At 72.0% G+C, this 15,941-nt stretch carries 14 protein-coding genes; 8 read left to right on the forward strand and 6 right to left on the reverse strand.

Annotation, left to right across the window (positions count from 1 at the left end; all coding sequences use genetic code 11):
- The first annotated feature begins 94 nt into the window (after positions 1–94).
- The 7 genes from IFT88_RS01820 (at position 95) to nhaA (ending at position 7,293) form a co-directional block, all read left to right on the forward strand.
- Positions 95–541 (forward strand): chemotaxis protein CheY, encoded by a 447-nt coding sequence (locus tag IFT88_RS01820; protein ID WP_192118593.1) that lies wholly within the window; start codon positions 95–97, stop codon positions 539–541.
- Positions 538–840 carry a winged helix-turn-helix domain-containing protein gene (locus tag IFT88_RS01825; protein WP_192118595.1) on the forward strand — a complete coding sequence of 101 codons (303 nt, stop codon included), beginning with the start codon at positions 538–540 and terminating at the stop codon, positions 838–840. Before IFT88_RS01820 ends, IFT88_RS01825 begins: the two co-directional genes overlap by 4 nt.
- Before the next feature lie 180 nt (positions 841–1,020).
- Positions 1,021–1,716 (forward strand): TetR family transcriptional regulator, encoded by a 696-nt coding sequence (locus IFT88_RS01830; RefSeq protein WP_192118597.1) that lies wholly within the window; start codon positions 1,021–1,023, stop codon positions 1,714–1,716.
- Positions 1,717–1,828: 112 nt separating this feature from the next.
- Positions 1,829–4,462, forward strand: a complete 2,634-nt coding sequence (locus IFT88_RS01835; protein WP_192118598.1) for an MMPL family transporter — start codon at positions 1,829–1,831, stop codon at positions 4,460–4,462.
- A 530-nt stretch (positions 4,463–4,992) separates the two neighbouring features.
- Positions 4,993–5,505, forward strand: a complete 513-nt coding sequence (locus IFT88_RS01840; protein WP_192118600.1) for an FBP domain-containing protein — start codon at positions 4,993–4,995, stop codon at positions 5,503–5,505.
- 200 nt (positions 5,506–5,705) lie between these two features.
- Entirely contained in the window at positions 5,706–5,879 is a 174-nt protein-coding gene (locus tag IFT88_RS01845; protein ID WP_192118602.1) for a hypothetical protein, read from the forward strand.
- Between the two features lie 73 nt (positions 5,880–5,952).
- Positions 5,953–7,293, forward strand: a complete 1,341-nt coding sequence (gene nhaA / locus IFT88_RS01850; RefSeq protein WP_192118604.1) for a Na+/H+ antiporter NhaA — start codon at positions 5,953–5,955, stop codon at positions 7,291–7,293.
- Positions 7,294–7,449: 156 nt separating this feature from the next.
- On the opposite strand, the gene IFT88_RS01855 is transcribed toward nhaA, so the two are convergent.
- Entirely contained in the window at positions 7,450–8,700 is a 1,251-nt protein-coding gene (locus IFT88_RS01855) for a hypothetical protein (RefSeq protein ID WP_192118605.1), read from the reverse strand.
- Positions 8,690–9,232, reverse strand: a complete 543-nt coding sequence (locus IFT88_RS01860; protein WP_082059790.1) for an RNA polymerase sigma factor — start codon at positions 9,230–9,232, stop codon at positions 8,690–8,692. Before IFT88_RS01860 ends, IFT88_RS01855 begins: the two co-directional genes overlap by 11 nt.
- A 126-nt stretch (positions 9,233–9,358) precedes the next feature.
- Between IFT88_RS01860 and IFT88_RS01865 the strand changes: the two genes are divergently transcribed.
- Positions 9,359–9,766 (forward strand): arsenate-mycothiol transferase ArsC, encoded by a 408-nt coding sequence (locus IFT88_RS01865; RefSeq protein ID WP_192118607.1) that lies wholly within the window; start codon positions 9,359–9,361, stop codon positions 9,764–9,766.
- 197 nt (positions 9,767–9,963) lie between these two features.
- Here IFT88_RS01865 and IFT88_RS01870 read toward each other — a convergent pair whose 3' ends face one another.
- The 4 genes from IFT88_RS01870 to IFT88_RS01885 form a co-directional block, all read right to left on the reverse strand.
- Positions 9,964–10,923: a carbohydrate ABC transporter permease gene (locus IFT88_RS01870; protein WP_056229510.1), complete on the reverse strand. Its 960-nt coding sequence runs from the start codon at positions 10,921–10,923 to the stop codon at positions 9,964–9,966.
- A gap of 2 nt (positions 10,924–10,925) precedes the next feature.
- Positions 10,926–11,885, reverse strand: coding sequence for a carbohydrate ABC transporter permease (locus tag IFT88_RS01875; RefSeq protein WP_056228315.1), 960 nt, complete (start codon positions 11,883–11,885; stop codon positions 10,926–10,928).
- A 58-nt stretch (positions 11,886–11,943) separates the two neighbouring features.
- Complete coding sequence (locus IFT88_RS01880; RefSeq protein ID WP_056228318.1) at positions 11,944–13,299, reverse strand: ABC transporter substrate-binding protein; 1,356 nt, start codon at positions 13,297–13,299, stop codon at positions 11,944–11,946.
- Positions 13,300–13,432: 133 nt separating this feature from the next.
- The gene (locus IFT88_RS01885) at positions 13,433–15,622 is read right to left on the reverse strand and encodes a beta-galactosidase (protein WP_192118609.1); all 2,190 of its coding nucleotides are present in this window, start codon (positions 15,620–15,622) and stop codon (positions 13,433–13,435) included.
- Positions 15,623–15,941: the final 319 nt, after the last annotated feature.

The following is a 15,941-nucleotide window of genomic DNA, read 5'->3' on the forward strand; positions in this document are numbered from 1 at the left end:
GCACCTTCTGCCCACTCGATCGAGTTCGGTGAGAAAGTACTTGCGCAACGAGAAAGTACTTTCTAGAGTGGGAGTCTACGAGAGGACGACCACCATGACCACTGACATCACCGGCACCCCGGACTCCGCCGAAGCTCGGCGCCTGCTCGACCGGGCGGACGCCGTGGGGCGCAGCGCGACGTCGGCGGCGAGCTGGCCCGCCGTCGCCTTCCTGCTCGGCCTCGGTGCCGCCGCGTCGATGGGCACCCTCGCCATGGGGCTCACGACGGGCACCGCCTACTTCGTCGCGATGGGCGGCCTGCTCGTCTGGATCGCCGTCCTGGTCGTGGCGTTCGTCCTGCTGAGGAGGTCGGCCCGCGTCGGCTTCGGCCGGCGCTGGACGGCCTACCTGGCCGCGTTCTTCGCCTGCTACGTCGGAGCCATGCTCGTCGTCGGCTTCTCCCAGGGCCAGGACGTCGTCGGCAGTGCCGTCATGGCGGCGGTCCTCCTCGCGGTGTCGGTCGCCTGCGCGGCCGTCGAGGTGCGCGAGGCGCGACGATGACCGCGCGACCGCACCCGCGCCTCCGGCTGTCCGAGTTGCTGCACCAGCCCGTCCGCTTCTCGATGATGGCGGCGCTCGCCGCGGCCGAGGGGCTCGACTTCCGCGACCTGCGCGATGCCGTGCAGGTGACCGACTCGACGTTGAGCAAGCAGATCAGCGCCCTCGAGGCCGCGGGCTACGTCGCCGTGACGAAGGGGTTCGTCGGCAAGCGCCCCCGGACGAGCCTGAAGCTGACCCCGGCCGGGCGCGAGGCCTGGGCCGAGCACCTCGCCACCCTCCGCGAGATCGCCGCGGGCTAGGCGTCCGGGTTCGGGGGCGTCCCGCGGCTGCGCGCCGGGGCGCCCCCTCCGCGTTCGGCCGGCAGGACGAGGAGGCACGGCGCGGAGGGGTACGGAGGCCGCGTCCCGGCCGCGCAAGTCCCAGCGACTCCCCAGACGCTCAGGGTGCACCGAGTGCGTCGCTGCACTTAGTGTAGGCATGTGACCGTCAAGACCCTGGTGCCCGATCGCCGTGCCGCCCTCAAGGCGAAGCACCGTCAGGCCATCGTCGACGCCGCCGACGCGCTCATCGCCGAGCGCGGGGCGCCGCGGTTCAGCGTCGACGAGCTCGCCGAGCGCGCCGACGTCTCGCGTCGCACGGTCTTCAACCACTTCTCGTCGCTCGACGACGTCGTCATGACGGCCTGCGCCCGAGTGCTCACCGGCGCCGTCGACGAATTCCGGGCCGCGACCGCCGCGACGCCCGTCGGTGACGGCAGTCGTGCCTCCTTGTTCGCCGAGATCATCCAAGCCATGCAGGGCATCGACCTGCCGGCCGTCGTCTCGTACCTCTGGGGCGTCCTCGGCGACGACGGCAGCGACCCGCGGTCGCACAGCCTGATCCAGGACGTCTTCACCCGCGTCACCGAGCAGCTCTCGATCGAGATGGCCGAGCGCAGCCCCGCGACCGACCCGCTCGAGGCCGAGGTGCTGGTCAGTTCGCTGATGAACGGCATCGCCGTCGTCGCCCGGCACTGGATCACGCGGACCGGTGCGGTCGTCGACGCCGACAGCCGCGACGTCTGGGCCGACCTGCTCGACCGGATGACGACGAGCGTCCGCACCGGCTACGGGCCGCCGCCGGTGGCCACCCCTGCCGCCGCCGCCTCGACGGCGCCCGACGCGACCACACCCTGACCCGTCGGCCGGCGTCCCCGGCCGACCCGCACCTCCTTCTCGACGACGCGACGTGAGGCCCACCCCCCGCAACCCGCATCACCCCGCACCATCCCTGGAGGAACAGACACCCATGGCATCCCTGCTCTATCGACTCGGCCGGTTCTCGGCCCGGCGGGCCTGGCTCGTCATCGTGGCCTGGCTGGTCGTGCTCGGCCTCGCCGGCGGCGCCTTCGCGCTGTTCGGCGGCACGCTGACCACCGCCGTCAGCATCCCCGGCACGGCGACCCAGAAGGTCAGCGACGAACTCGCCGAGAAGTTCCCCCAGGCGAGCGGCGGCACCGGCACGGTGGTCTTCACGACCACCGACGACTCGGCCTTCACCGACCAGCAGAAGTCCGACATCGCGGCCCTGCTGACCGACGCGAAGGACCTGGACGACGTCAAGGGCACCACCGACCCCTTCGCGACGCAGCAGCAGATCGACGACCAGGCCCAGAAGATCACGGACGGCCGCTCGCAGATCACCGCGGGCGAGGCCCAGATCACCTCGGGTCAGGCCCAGATCGACGCCGCGAAGGCCCAGATCACCGCCGGTCAGCAGCAGCTCGACGCCGCCAAGGCGCAGGCGCAGGCCGCCGGTGGGGCCGCCCTCGCCGCCGCCACGCCGCAGCTCGAGGCCCAGCAGGCCCAGCTCGACGCGGGCACGCAGCAGATCGCCACGCAGCAGTCCACCCTCGACGCGAGCAAGACCGAGCTCGAGACCCAGAGCGCGACCCTCGAGCAGGGTGCCTCGCTGCTCGAACTGACCGACGGCATCCGCCAGGTGTCGACCGACGGCACCACGGCCGTGGCCAGCATCCAGTTCGACAAGGCCCTCAACCTCGTCACCAGCGAGAACAAAGAGGCCGTCGTCGAGGCGATGAACGACGCCGACATCGACGGCGTCGAGGTCGAGGTGTCGAACGACATCGCGGCCAGCATCCCCGAGATCCTCGGCCCGGGCGAGGTGGCCGGCGTCGTCATCGCCGCCATCGTGCTGTTCGTCATGCTCGGCACCCTGATCGGTGCCGGCCTGCCCCTGATCAACGCCCTGATCGGCGTCGGCGTCGGCGTGCTCGCCTCGCTGTCGCTCTCGGGCGCCGTCGAGATGCTGTCGGTCACGCCCGTGCTGGGTGTGATGCTCGGCCTCGCGGTCGGCATCGACTACTCGCTGTTCATCCTCAACCGGCACCGCACCCAGCTGAAAGAAGGGGTGCCGCTGCACGAGTCGATCGGCCTGGCCAACGGCACCTCGGGCAACGCGGTCGTCTTCGCCGGCTCGACCGTGCTGATCGCCCTGCTCGCGCTCAACCTGACCGGCATCCCGTTCCTCGGCCTGATGGGCACCGTCGGCGCGGTCTGCGTGTTCGTGGCGATCCTGATCGCCATCACCCTCACCCCGGCGCTGCTCCGCCTCGTCGGCCTGCGCATCCTCACCAAGAAGGCTCGGAAGGCCGTCGGCAACACCGGGGCCGTCCGGGTGCCGACCAAGCCGATGAGCACCACGCGTGCCGTGCTGACCCTCGTGGCCGGCGTCGCCGTGCTGCTGATCGTCGCGATCCCCGCGCTCTCGATGCGCCTCGGTCTGCCCGCCGGATCGTCCGAGCCGGTCGACTCGAGCGCCTACAAGGCGTACAAGCTGATCGACGAGAAGTTCGGCGCCGGCGTCAACGGCCCCCTGGTCGTCGTCGCCGACCTGCCGACCGCGATCTCGGACGACGACCTGGTCTCCGAGCAGGTGCGCATCGGCACGATCCTCAAGGACCAGGACGACGTCGCCGCGGTCGCCCCCATCGGCGCCTCGGACGACGACACCCTGCTGGCGTTCCAGGTCGTGCCGAAGGGCGGTCCGACCGCCGAGTCGACCGAGCAGCTCGTGCGCGACCTGCGCGGCCTCGACATCGACGACGTGTCGTCGCTCGGCGTGGCCGGCAACGCCTCGGGCAACATCGACGTCAGCGAGAAGCTGGCCGGAGCCCTGCCGCTCTACCTGCTCGTCGTCGTCGGGCTGTCGTTGATCATCCTGATCTTCGTGTTCCGGTCGATCCTCGTGCCGATCACCGCCACCATCGGGTTCGTGCTGTCGCTGTTCGCCGCGTTCGGCGGCGTCACCGCGGTGTTCCAGTGGGGCTGGCTCGGCCCGGTCTTCGGGGTGCACGACCCGGGGCCGATCCTGAGCTTCCTGCCGATCCTGATGGTCGGCGTGCTGTTCGGGCTCGCGATGGACTACCAGCTGTTCCTGGTCAGCGGCATGCGTGAGGCCTACGCCCACGGCTCGTCGGCCCGCCTGGCGGTGCAGCGCGGCGTCCACGCCGGTCGCACGGTGGTCACGGCCGCGGCGCTGATCATGACGGCGGTCTTCTCGGGCTTCGTGTTCTCGAACTCGGTGATGATCCAGTCGATCGGCCTGGGCCTCGCCCTGGGCGTGCTCGTCGACGCGTTCGTCGTGCGCCTGCTGCTGATCCCGGCCGTGATGCACCTGCTCGGCGACGCCGCGTGGTGGCTGCCGAAGTGGCTCGACCGCATCCTGCCCGACGTCGACGTCGAGGGCGCCTCCCTCGAGCGGTCGCGGCCGCACGCCTCGGCCGACGACGCCGCGGGCTCGGGCTCGGGCTCGGGCACCGGCTCGGGTGACGGGCACGTCTCGCACGTCGACCCGACCGCCCCCGTGGACGCCGTCCCCGACGGCAGCGACCCCGACCACCACGGGCGTCACGCGGGCTGACCCCGTACGTCGCACCGCCGACTGGACGTCGCACCGCCGATTTCGGCGGTGCGACGTCCAGTTCGTGGTGCCTCGGGGCCGGCGCCGGCCTCGAGGACGCGACCCGCGCCTCCGGAACCGGCGAAGCGCTTCGGGTCGAACCACCGGTGCGCCGTCGAACCGCGCATGTGCATGGTTCGACGGCGCACCGGTGGTTCGACCCCGATCGCAGGAGGCGCGGCCCCGTTGCTGAGGACGGCTCACCGTCGTAGGGTGGCCCGGTGATCATCCCGTCCGCACCTGCGACGCCCACCGGGCGTGAGGGGGTCGTCGGCGCCGCGTGCGCCGGCTGCAGGTAGTCGCGTCTCCGCAGCGGATCGTCCGTCCGGGTCGGTCCGTGCACCGCCGTGCCGCGTGGGCTGGAGCCCCGGCACGGTCCCACGAGAACACCCGGGTCGGCCGACGCGTCGACGGCGGGCAGCCGGGCGGTCGCCGACCGCTCGTGCCCGCCGACGCTGCCGCCGCCCCGGGCCCGACGACCGGAGAACCACATGATCCCCCTGACCGAGAAGACCGTCCGCGCCTCGTTCGTCAACGCGAGCCGCAAGGAAGCCACCGACCTCACCCTGCCCTCGGGCTTCGCCGACCTCGACTGGACCGACCTCGAGTACCTCGGCTGGCGTGACCCCAAGCTCGCCCGCCGGGCCTACGTCGTCGTGCCGACCCTCGACGCGGACGGAGAGCCGGGCCCCGCGGTCGCCGGCGTCGTGCTGCGCCAGGCCGAGGCGTCGCCCCGTCACCGCGCCCAGTGCACGTGGTGCCAGGACGTCAGGCTGCCGGCCGACGTGCTGTTCTACGCCGCCAAGCGTGCCGGCGCGGCCGGCCGCAACGGCGACAGCGTGGGCACGCTCGTCTGCGGTGGGTTCGAGTGCTCGGACAACGTGCACGTCGCACCGCCCGAGGCCTACCTCGGGTTCGACGTCGAGGCGGCCCGGCTCGAGCGCATCGTGAGCCTGCGCGTGCGGGCCGCGGGCTTCGTCGAGAACGTGCGCCGCGCCTCCTGACCGTCGCCGCGCCTCCTGACCCGGCGAGAACCGGGACGCACCATCGTGGCGTCGTCGAACCACCCTCGTGCGTGGTTCGACGACGCCGGCGTGGTGCGACCTCCACTCGGCGGACGTGGCGACGGCCGGACGGCCGGACCGCCGGAGCGCAGGAGGCGCGGGTCGGCCCGCTCACGGACCCCGGCGGTACCCTGGTGGGCATGTCGTCACCCGCCTGCCTGCCCCGCGCCCCGCGCCGGGCGCGCATGGCGCAGCAGGCGTTCCCGAAGCGGCTCGTGCTGACGAAGCGCACCTGCGGCACGAACGGCTGGATGAGCCTGTGGGGCAGCAACGCCCACGGCGAGATCGCCGGGTGTCCGCCGCCCGTGGCCTAGCACCGCTCCTCGTCGTCGACGGGTCGAGCGGACGCCCCGCCCTGCTCACCGACGCTCCCGAAGGACGACGACCTTGACCGACCGCACGCCCGCCGATCCCACTCCGGCCGCCCCCACTCCGGCCGCCTCCGCTCCCGCCACCGACCCGACGGCCGCTCCGCCCGCCCCCGCCCACGCGCCCCACGCCGACGGCCGGGCCGCACGCCTCTCGCGCTTCCTCAGCCGCGACACGACCGGCGGCCTGCTGCTGCTCGCCGCGACCGTGCTCGCGCTCGTCCTGGCGAACAGCCCGGCCGGCTCGTTCTACTCGGCCGTGCGCGACGTGTCGTTCGGTCCCGAGGCCCTGCACCTGCACCTGAGCGTCGGCACCTGGGCGGCGGACGGCCTGCTCGCGATCTTCTTCTTCGTGGTCGGGCTCGAGCTCAAGCAGGAGTTCGTCGCCGGCTCGTTGCGCGACCCCCGCGTGGCCGTGCTGCCCATCGCCGCGGCGGTCGGCGGGGTCGCGCTGCCGGCGCTGCTCTTCACGCTGGTCAACCTCGGCGCCGGGCCCGACGCGCTCCAGGGCTGGGCGATCCCCGCCGCGACCGACATCGCGTTCGCCGTCGCCGTGATCGCCGTCGTCGGCAAGCGGCTGCCCCCGGCCCTGCGCACCTTCCTGTTGACCCTCGCCGTGGTCGACGACCTGATCGCGATCACGATCATCGCGGTGTTCTACACGGCGGGCATCGCCTTCGTCCCCCTGCTGCTGGCGCTGCTGCCGCTCGCCGCGTTCGCCGTGCTCGTCCGGCGTGGCGTGCGGGCGTGGTGGCTGCTGATCCCGCTGGGCGTCGTCGCCTGGGCGCTGGTGCACGCGTCGGGGGTGCACGCCACGATCGCCGGGGTGCTGCTCGGCCTGCTCGTGCCCGCGGTGGCGACGGCCCGGGCCGGCGTCACGCACGTCGGTCCGGACGGCCACGAGGTGCGCCACCCCCTGACCCACCACTTCGCCGAGCGCTGGAGCCCGGTCTCGTCGGGCGTCGCCGTGCCGATCTTCGCCTTCTTCTCGGCCGGTGTCACCGTCGGCGGGTTCGGCGGGCTGGTCGAGTCGCTGAGCGACAGCGTCGCGATCGGCATCGTCGTGGCACTCGTCCTCGGCAAGTCGATCGGCATCACCGGGGCGTCGCTGCTCGTGACCCGCCTGCCGGGCATCCGGCTCGACCCGAGCCTGCGCTGGGGCGACGTGCTCGGGCTGTCGTTCGTGGCCGGCATCGGGTTCACCGTGTCGCTGCTCGTCGGCGAGCTCGCCTACGGCACCGGCAGCGAGCAGGACGACGTGGTCAAGGTCGGCGTCCTCGTCGGCTCGCTCGTCTCGGCCCTGATCGGCGGCACGATCCTCGCCGTGCGCGGCCGGGCCCGCGACCGCGTCGACGCCTGACGGGTCGGCCCCCGCCGCGACCCCAGGGACCCGCCGAGACCCCCGGGCGCGCGCCGGTGTCTCGGCGACTTCCCGGGGTCTCGGCGGGTCCTGCGTCGGCCGACCCGCGCCTCCTGCGGTCGCGTGCCTCGGTCACGGCAGCGCAGGAGGCGCGGGTCAGCTCGCGGGACGCGTCGCGACGATCGCCTCCGCGGCCGCGACGAGCTTGCCCTGCAGGTCGGCCTCGTAGGTGTTGCCCGCCCTGACCTGCAGCCACGAGCCGTCGGTCAGCACGTTGACGAAGCAGCTGCTGCCTTCGTCGTGGATGCAGACGTACTCCGCCTTCTCGGCACCCGCCACGGTGACCGGCGACCGCTCGAGCTGCGACATCGAGTCCACCGCGTCGACGGCCCAACCGCTGCCGGCCGAGAGCGTCGCGGTGACGTCGCCGATCTCCGAGATCGACGCGCCCTCGACGGAGGGCGAGGCCCAGTAGCACTGCAGCGTGCGGTCGGCGGCGAGGACGATGCCGCTCGGGTACTCGTTCTGCAGCTCTCGCGGGCCCTCGAGTCGAGGGGCGCCCACGATCTCGCCCAGGGGTACGGCCGGTGTCAGCGCCGCACAGTCGTCGACCTGCGCCCACGACGAGTCCGGTCGGGTCCACGAGGGGGCCGGCGAGAGACCGTCGAGGCGCGACACCAGGCTCGTCAGAGCGGCGGTGGTGTTCGCGGCACGCGTCTCGACCGACACGGTCCCGGACGTCGCGTCGACGTCCGACGTCCTGAACTCGACCCACCAGGTGCCCGACACGACGGTCGCCTGGCAACCCTGCTCGGTGCAGGTCATGGCCGAGGCGTCACCGGCTCCGGTCCGCTGGGCACCACCGGCCACGAGGCCGTCGACGGCGGTGAGTCCGGCCTCGCGTCCACTCGCCACCGAGAGGTCCACGCGGGAGTACGGCTGCTCGGTCGATCCCCACTCGCAGCCCAGCACGCCGTACTCGGACAGGCTCGCGTCCGTCGGCATCAGCAGGTCGACCCGGCCCTGGAGCGGCGACGGGATGAACAACTCCATCCGCACGCCGCTCGCCAGCGTCGCGCAGTCGATCGGCGCCGACGGCACCGGCGCGACCACCGGCGCCACCGTCGGCGTCGGCCGCGGCGTCGCCGTCCGCGTGACGGTCGGCGTCGGAGTGGGCGTGCTCGTCGGGGTGGCCGGTGCCGCGGCCTGGAACGGCGAGGGCAGCATGCCGAGCGCCAGGGCTCCCGAGCCACCGCCGATCGCCAGCAGGGCGGCCAGCCCCAGGCCGAGGCCGAGGGTGCGGTTGCGCTTGCGGCGCGGGGACGCCGTGGTGCGTTCGAGGACGTTCTGCTTCATCGTGACGAGCATGCTGTTCAGCTCGTCTCCGGTGGGGGGCTCAGAGTTCATCGTTCATCACCGCCTTCTTCTTCAGTCGCGATCGGGTGCGCGACACGCGTTGGGTGACGGCGCCGATGCTCAGGCCGACCTGGGCGGCGGCCTCGCCGTAGGGGCGCCCCTCGATCAGGCAGAGCTCGACGATCTGCCGGTCGACCGGGCCGAGGGCGTCGATCTCGTCGCGGACCCACCGCAGCCGGTCACGCGCCTCCTCGCCGTGGTCCGGGGCGACGAGGTCGTCGGGCAGCTCGTCGGTGGCGGCGCGGGCCTGCTTGCGGCGCAGGTTCGCAGCGTGGTTGCGGCAGACGACCAACAGCCAGGGCAGCAGCGAGTCCTCGGGCAGGTCGATCTGGTCGACCTTCTTCCAGAGGGTGACGAACGTGTCCTGCACGATCTCCTCGACGTCCATCCGGGTGCCGGCCAGCGCCCACGCGTAGCGGGTCACCGTCGTGGCGTGCCGGTCGAACAAGGCCGACAGCGCCCGTTGGTCACCCCCGACCGTGCGTCTGACGAGTTCGTCGTCGCCTTCCGTGTCGTGATCCACGTCCACCCCCTTCACTAGAGGAGTGTCGCGGAACCGGCGAACCTGACACGGGACCTCCGACGGATCGGCGGGCGCCCCGTCTCGACGGCACGGGGCCCGGCCACCCGGGGCCGGTACGGTGTGCGCATGACCCCGACCCGCGCCTCCGTCCTGTTCGTCTGCCAGAAGAACGGGGGCAAGTCGCAGATGGCCGCGGGGCTGATGCGCGACCTCGCCGGCGACGAGGTGACGGTCGTGTCGGCCGGCACGACGCCCGGCACCGACCTGAACGCGCAGTCGGTCGAGTCGCTCGCCGAGCTCGGCATCGACCTCGGCGACGAGCACCCCAAGGCCCTCACCGAGCAGATGGTGCGCGACGCCGACGTGGTCGTCGTCCTCGGGCAGGAGGCGCGGGTCGACGAGGTCCCCGGCACCCGGTTCGAGACCTGGGTCACCGACGAACCGTCCGAGCGCGGCATCGAGGGCATGGAGCGCATGCGCCTCGTCCGCGACGACATCCGGGCCCGCGTCGCCGACCTGCACGCGCGCCTCTGACGCCGAGACCCCACGAAGTCGCCGAGACCCCGGCGCGCGCCGAGGGGTCTCGGCGACTTCCCGGGGTCTCACGCACGAACGGAGGGGGGGGTGACCTCTCAACGTCACCACCGCCTCCCGGGCCGCCGCTGCCACGGCCACGGCCCACCCGCGCCGACCCCCACCGTGAACCGGGGGTCGGGGCGGGAGTCGACCGCCTACCCCTTGACGCCGCCCGCGCTCAGGCCGGACTGCCAGAAGCGCTGGAGGAACAGGAACGCCACGACCAGCGGCAGGATCGACACGAACGACCCGGTCAGCACGGTCGAGAACAGCACCTGGGCGCCGCCGCCGCCGGTGGCCGCCTGCTGCCACTGCGCCAGGCCGACCGTCGCCGGGAAGAGCGACGGGTCGTTCAGCATGATCAGCGGCAGGAAGTAGTTGTTCCAGGTCGAGACCAGGGCGAACAGCAGCACCGTGACGATGCCCGGCGCGAGCAGCCGCGACGCGATCGTCAGGAAGATCCGCAGCTCGCCGGCCCCGTCGATGCGGGCCGCCTCGAGCAGGCTGTCGTCGACCGCCTCGCTCGCGTAGACGCGCATCAGGTAGACGCCGAACGGGCTGACCAGCGACGGCAGGATGATCGCCCACGGGGTGTCGACGAGGTTGGCCGCGCTGAACAGCAGGTAGGTCGGGATCGCCAGCGCCGTCAGCGGCACCATCACCGCCCCGAGGATCAGGCCGAAGACGAACGACTTGCCCTTGAAGACGTACTTGGCCAGCGAGTAGCCGCACATCGTGGCGAGCACCGCGGCACCGACCGAGCTGACCACGGCGTAGAGCACCGTGTTGCCCATCCACTGCACGAAGATGCCGTCCTGGAACGTGAACAGCTGCGCCAGGTTGTCGCCCAGGGCGAAGGTGCGGCCGAAGGCCAGGCCGAACGTCGAGAAGATGTCGCCGTTGGTCTTGGTCGCCTGGATCGCCAGCCAGATGAGCGGCAGCAGGAAGTACGCCAGCGTGATCCAGAGGATCACGGTGAGGATCGGCGTCTTGCGCTTCGAGCGCTCGACGCGACGTCGCGGGCGGCGCCGACCCGCGCCTCCTGAGCTCTCGAGGCGGCGGACGGGGCGGTCGACCGACGTGGCCCCGGCGGTGTCGACGGGTGCGGGTGCGATCGTCACGACAGTCGCTCCTTGCGTGAGGTGGCGAGCTGCACCACGTAGCTGATGATCATGATGAGGAACCCGAGCAGGAACGCGATGGCCGCGGCGTAGTTGACGTCCTGGTTCTTGAACGCGACGTTGTACGCGTAGAGGTTCGGGGTGAAGTCCGAGCCGATGGCGTTGGGCGCGATGCTGTAGAGCAGGTTGGGCTCGTTGAAGAGCTGGAACGACCCGATCACCGAGAAGATCACGGTCAGCAGGATCGCCGAGCGGATCGCCGGGATCTTGATGCTCCACGCCACCCGCCACGGCCCGGCGCCGTCGATCTCGGCGGCCTCGTACATCTCGGTCGGCACGCTGCGCAGCGCGGCGTACAGCACGATCATGTTGTAGCCGATGAACTCCCAGCTGACGATGTTCATCGTGCTGCCGAGCACGTTCTGCGGCGACAGCAGATCGGGCGGGGTGAGGCCGACACCGCTGATCACCTGGGCGATCAGGCCGGACTCGCGCCCGTAGAGGTAGCCCCACATCAGCGTCGCCACGACGCCGGGCACGGCGTAGGGCACGAAGATCGCGAGGCGGACGAACTTGCTGCCGGCCACCCGGCCGGTGTCGAGCGCGAGCGCGACGAACAGGGCGATCACGAGCATGATCGGCACCTGCACGAAGAGGAACAGGGCGACCCGGCCGAGGCCGGCCCAGAAGCTCGGGTCGTTCAGCGCGCGGCTGTAGTTGGCGAGGCCCGAGAAGACCTGCCCGCCGACGAGCTGCGAGGTGAAGGTGCTCAGGTAGCCCGCGTAGCCGAGCGGCACGAGGAACATCGCCGCGAAGACGACCAGGAACGGGATCGCCAGGGCCCAGGCCGCGACGAGCTGCGGCCGGTGCAGCGAGCTCGTGCGCCGCGGGGTGGCGGGCTGACGGGACGAGGAGGCGCGGGTCGCGTCTCGACGAGGGGTGACGGAGGTGGACATGGGGCTCCTTGCCGGGCCGAGGGGGTGCCGCCCGAGGGCGGGCGGCACCCCGTGAGCGCTACTTGACGGTGAAGCCCTGCTGCTTCGCGTAGGCGGTGACGTCGTCCTGCCACGCCGTGAGGGCGGCGGAGAGGTCGGAGTGGTCGGCGATCGCCTTGCCGAGCGTGTCGTTGAAGCTCGAGTAGACGTAGTCCATGAACGGCAGCCACTGGAAGTCGGTGCTGACCGTGTCCGAGACGCCGGCGAAGAGCTCGTTGACCTTCTGGCCGCCGTAGAAGTCCGAGGCGGTGTCGGTGAAGTCGCTGCTCGACAGGGTGTCGGTCGTCGTCGGGAACAGGAACTGTTCGTTGGCGAAGGCGAGGGTCGACTCGGGGTCGCTGTTCAGGAACTTGCTGAACTCGGCCGCGGCGATCGGGTTCTGCGTGCCCGTGATGACGGCGTCGCTCGATCCGCCCCAGTTGCCCGAGACGTCCTCGCCGGCCTTCCACTGCGGGATCTTCGCGGCGGTCCACTTGCCGCTCGTGTTCGCGGCCGTGCCCTGCAGGAAGACGGGTCCCCAGGCGGCGGTCTGCCAGCTGGCGTACTTGCCCGACGAGAAGCCCTGGTACCAGGCGTCGTTGAAGTCGGCGTCGGTCGAGACGAGGTCCTTGTCGATCAGGTCCTGCCAGAACGTGACGACCTTCTGCGTCTCGGTCGAGTCGAGGTCGATGCCGACGGTCTTGTCACCGTCGTACGAGAACGGCTTGGCGCCGGCCTGCCAGAACAGCCCGACGATCTGGCCGGGGTCGTTGCCGGGCAGGTTCGAGATGTACGAGTCGGTCTTGTCCTTGATGGTCTGGGCGTCGGTCGCGAAGTCGGCCCAGGTCTCGGGGGCCTTCGTCAGCCCCGCCTGCTCGTAGATGTCCGAGCGGTAGAGGTTGCCGAGCGGGCCCGAGTCCTGCGGCACCGACCAGACGCCGGTGTCGTCCGCGACCTGGTTCCAGACCCACGGGACGTACTTCGACTCGAGGTCCGCGCCTCCGTAGGGGGTCAGGTCGACGAGGCTGCCGGTCTGGCGGAACGACGGGATGTACTGGTACTCGATCTGGGCGACGTCGGGTGCGCCCTTGCCGGCCTTGAGGGCCGTCCGCAGCTTCGGGTACTGCGCGGTGCCGGTGCCCACGTTGACGACGTCGACCTTGATCTTCGGGTACTTCGCCTCGAACAGGTCGACCTCCTTCTGGACGTCGGGCACCCAGGTCCAGAAGGTGAGGGTCGTGTCGGTGTCCATGGCCTTGTCGATGTCGGCCTGCGAGACGGGCGCGGTGTCGCCACCGCCACCCGCGCCTCCGCCGGACGGGGCGCAGCCGGTCAGCACGAACGCCGACACGACGGCGAGTGACACGAGCGCCTTTGCTGTGGTCTTTCTCTTCATGGTGGTTCTTCCTCGAGGGGGTGGGGGAGTGGTGCGGGGGATCGGGTGGTGCGGGGGACGTGGTGCGGGTCGGTGGGGTGGGTCGGGTGCGGCGGGGGACGTCGTGCGGGTCGGGTCGGACGGGTCGGGGCGCCTACGAGGCGTCGGCGTCGACGAGCTCGTAGACGTGGGCCGCGCGCGGGGCGAGGGTCAGGGTGGTGCCGGCGGCGACGACCTCCCGGGTCTCGAGGTCGCGCACCGCGGAGGGCGTGGTGACCGTTCCCTCGTGGGCCGACCAGTTCGACACGAAGGCGAGCCCGGGGGCTCCGGCCCGTGAACCGGTGGTGACGGTGACCGTCTCGGTCGCCGCCCACGCGCTCGCCGCCGTGGCCGGCACGAGCCACCGGGCGATCGAGCGCGAGAGCTCGGGGTTGGGCACGGTCGCGACGTAGCTGACGCGTCCGGCTCCGGAGGCGCGGGTCGTCAGCATCGCGTCGGCCCCGATCTCGGTCGGCGCGGCCCGCAGCACGACGGTGGCGTCCTCGACGTGCAGGACGTCGGCCCAGCGGGTGCCGGCCGAGCCCGGCTCGAGGACGAAGGGTGCGTCGGCCGGGTCGGTGGCGGCGTCGGGGACCGCGCCCGCGCCTCCGGCGGTCGTGTCGTCGGTGCGCTCGGCGGCGCCGGCGTCCGCGACGTGGACGGCGAGGGGGGCGTCGAGGTTCGTGTACTCCTCGTACCAGACGCCCGCGGGGCCCGAGAGGCGGGCGGGCGCCGGGTCGCGGCGTGCCCGGGCGAGCTCGTCGCCGTAGGCCGTGCGGATGCCGATCACGAGGTGGCCGCCGGCCTCGGCGTAGGCGGTGAGCGCGGCGAGGGTCGCGTCGTCGACCACGTAGAGCGCCGGCACGACGAGCACGGGGTGCGTCGCGGCCGACTCGGCCGGGTCGGCGGCGAGGAACTGCGCGACGTGCTGGATGCGCACCTGCACGCCCGCCTCGGCGAGCCCGCGGTAGTGCGCGTCGAACAGGTGGAGGTACGACTCGGGGTCGGGGCCGCCGTCGGGCAGGGCGAGCGGCGGGTAGGTCTCGAACGACCACTTGGTCTCGGTCGACCAGAGCATCAGCACGTCGGCGTCGGGTTCGAGGCCGTCGACCGCGCCGCCGACCGCCTTGAGCGTGGCGCCCAGGGCCGCGACCTCGCGGTGGATGCGACCGGGACGCTGGCTGTGCGGCAGCACGCCGCCCCAGTAGGTCTCGACGCCGAAGTGCAGCGTGTGCCAGTGCCAGTACTCGACCATGCGGGCGCCGCGCGAGACGAGCGCGAGCGCGGCCTGCTTGATCTGCCCGTCGAACGGCGGGTGGTTCTGCCAGGGGCCGCCGATCGACTGCGCGTTGGTCTCGGTGACGAGGAAGGAGGCCTGCGCCGACGAGAACGCCCGGTCGCCCCACTGCTGCAGGGCCCAGACGCCGGTGTGCCACCAGCCGGCCTCGCGGGGCACCTCGACGCCGAGCGTCAGGCCGTCCTGCATCTTGTAGTACGGGTTGCCGGCGGTGACGTCGAGGCTCTCGACGAGTCGCTCGTCGGCGACCTGAGGGCGCGAGTACGAGATGCAGGTGGTGACGAACTGGTCGTCGCGGGCGTACTCGCGGACGACGTCGGCCTGCCAGGCGATCAGCTCGTCGGCCAGCTCGCCCTGGAAGCGCCGCCACTCGAGGTCGTACTGCGGCTGCACGTTGCCGTCGGGACGCCAGAGCTGCGACCACTCGGTCAGCCGGTGCGACCAGTAGACCAGGCCCCACTCCTCGTTGAGGCGCTCGACCGTGCCGTACCTGCGCTGCAGCCAGGCCACGAAGCGGTCGAAGACCTGGTCGTTGCGGGGGCGCTCGTTGCCGGGCTCGTTGTCGACCTGCCAACCGATCACGGCGGGGTGCTGCGCGTAGCGCTCGACGACCTTGCGCACGACGCGCTCGGCGTAGAAGCGGTAGGCGGGGTGGCTCTGGTCCATCTCCTGCCGGGCGCCCCAGCCGGCGCGGACGCCGGTCGTCCGCTCGGCGGCGATCTCGGGGTGGCGCACCTGCAGCCACGGCGGCACCGCGTAGGTGGGGGTGCCGAGCACCACCGCGATGCCGCGGGCGTGGGCGCCGTCGAGCACGGGCTGCAGCCAGTCGAGGTCGAACTCGCCCTCACGTGGCTCCCACGTCGACCAGACCGACTCGCCCACCCGGATCACCGTGAAGCCCGCCTCGACCATCAGGTCGAGGTCGCGGTCGAGGGTGCCCGCCTGCTGGTACTCGGCGTAGTAGGCGGCTCCGAAGAGAACCCCGGAGTGGCGTGGAGCAGAAGTCATCGTTGACCCGTTCGTGTGTGTCGGCTGCGGTGGCGACCGCCGACGTCGTCCCGCGTGTGCTCGGGACGTCGAGTGGATGTTGTCGATAACATCGGCGTCTGCGGAGAACGTAACCCACGCCGCGCCGCCTGCGCAAGACCCCACTTCCGACCTGCTCCGCGCGCCGGCCGCGCCGTGCCTCCTGCCCCGCCCCGCGCCACCGTCGGTGTGCAAATCGCGACAACTGCGCCCTCGATCAGGCCTCTGCGCGCACACGAGCGGCGTGTCGGGCTCGAGTTGTCGGGATGTGCTCGCCCGGCCGGTCACCGCCGGTCGGGTT

It is taken from the genome of Frigoribacterium sp. CFBP 8751, assembly GCF_014841545.1.
Taxonomy (GTDB): Bacteria; Actinomycetota; Actinomycetes; order Actinomycetales; family Microbacteriaceae; genus Frigoribacterium.

Coding starts and splice junctions, on each gene's coding strand:
- IFT88_RS01820 (WP_192118593.1), top strand. CDS start 95: ATGACCACTGACATCACCGGCACCCCGGACTCCGCCGAAGCTCGGCGC.
- IFT88_RS01825 (WP_192118595.1), top strand. CDS start 538: ATGACCGCGCGACCGCACCCGCGCCTCCGGCTGTCCGAGTTGCTGCAC.
- IFT88_RS01835 (WP_192118598.1), top strand. CDS start 1,829: ATGGCATCCCTGCTCTATCGACTCGGCCGGTTCTCGGCCCGGCGGGCC.
- IFT88_RS01840 (WP_192118600.1), top strand. CDS start 4,993: ATGATCCCCCTGACCGAGAAGACCGTCCGCGCCTCGTTCGTCAACGCG.
- IFT88_RS01845 (WP_192118602.1), top strand. CDS start 5,706: ATGTCGTCACCCGCCTGCCTGCCCCGCGCCCCGCGCCGGGCGCGCATG.
- IFT88_RS01855 (WP_192118605.1), bottom strand. CDS start 8,700: ATGAACTCTGAGCCCCCCACCGGAGACGAGCTGAACAGCATGCTCGTC.
- IFT88_RS01865 (WP_192118607.1), top strand. CDS start 9,359: ATGACCCCGACCCGCGCCTCCGTCCTGTTCGTCTGCCAGAAGAACGGG.
- IFT88_RS01875 (WP_056228315.1), bottom strand. CDS start 11,885: ATGTCCACCTCCGTCACCCCTCGTCGAGACGCGACCCGCGCCTCCTCG.
- IFT88_RS01880 (WP_056228318.1), bottom strand. CDS start 13,299: ATGAAGAGAAAGACCACAGCAAAGGCGCTCGTGTCACTCGCCGTCGTG.
- IFT88_RS01885 (WP_192118609.1), bottom strand. CDS start 15,622: ATGACTTCTGCTCCACGCCACTCCGGGGTTCTCTTCGGAGCCGCCTAC.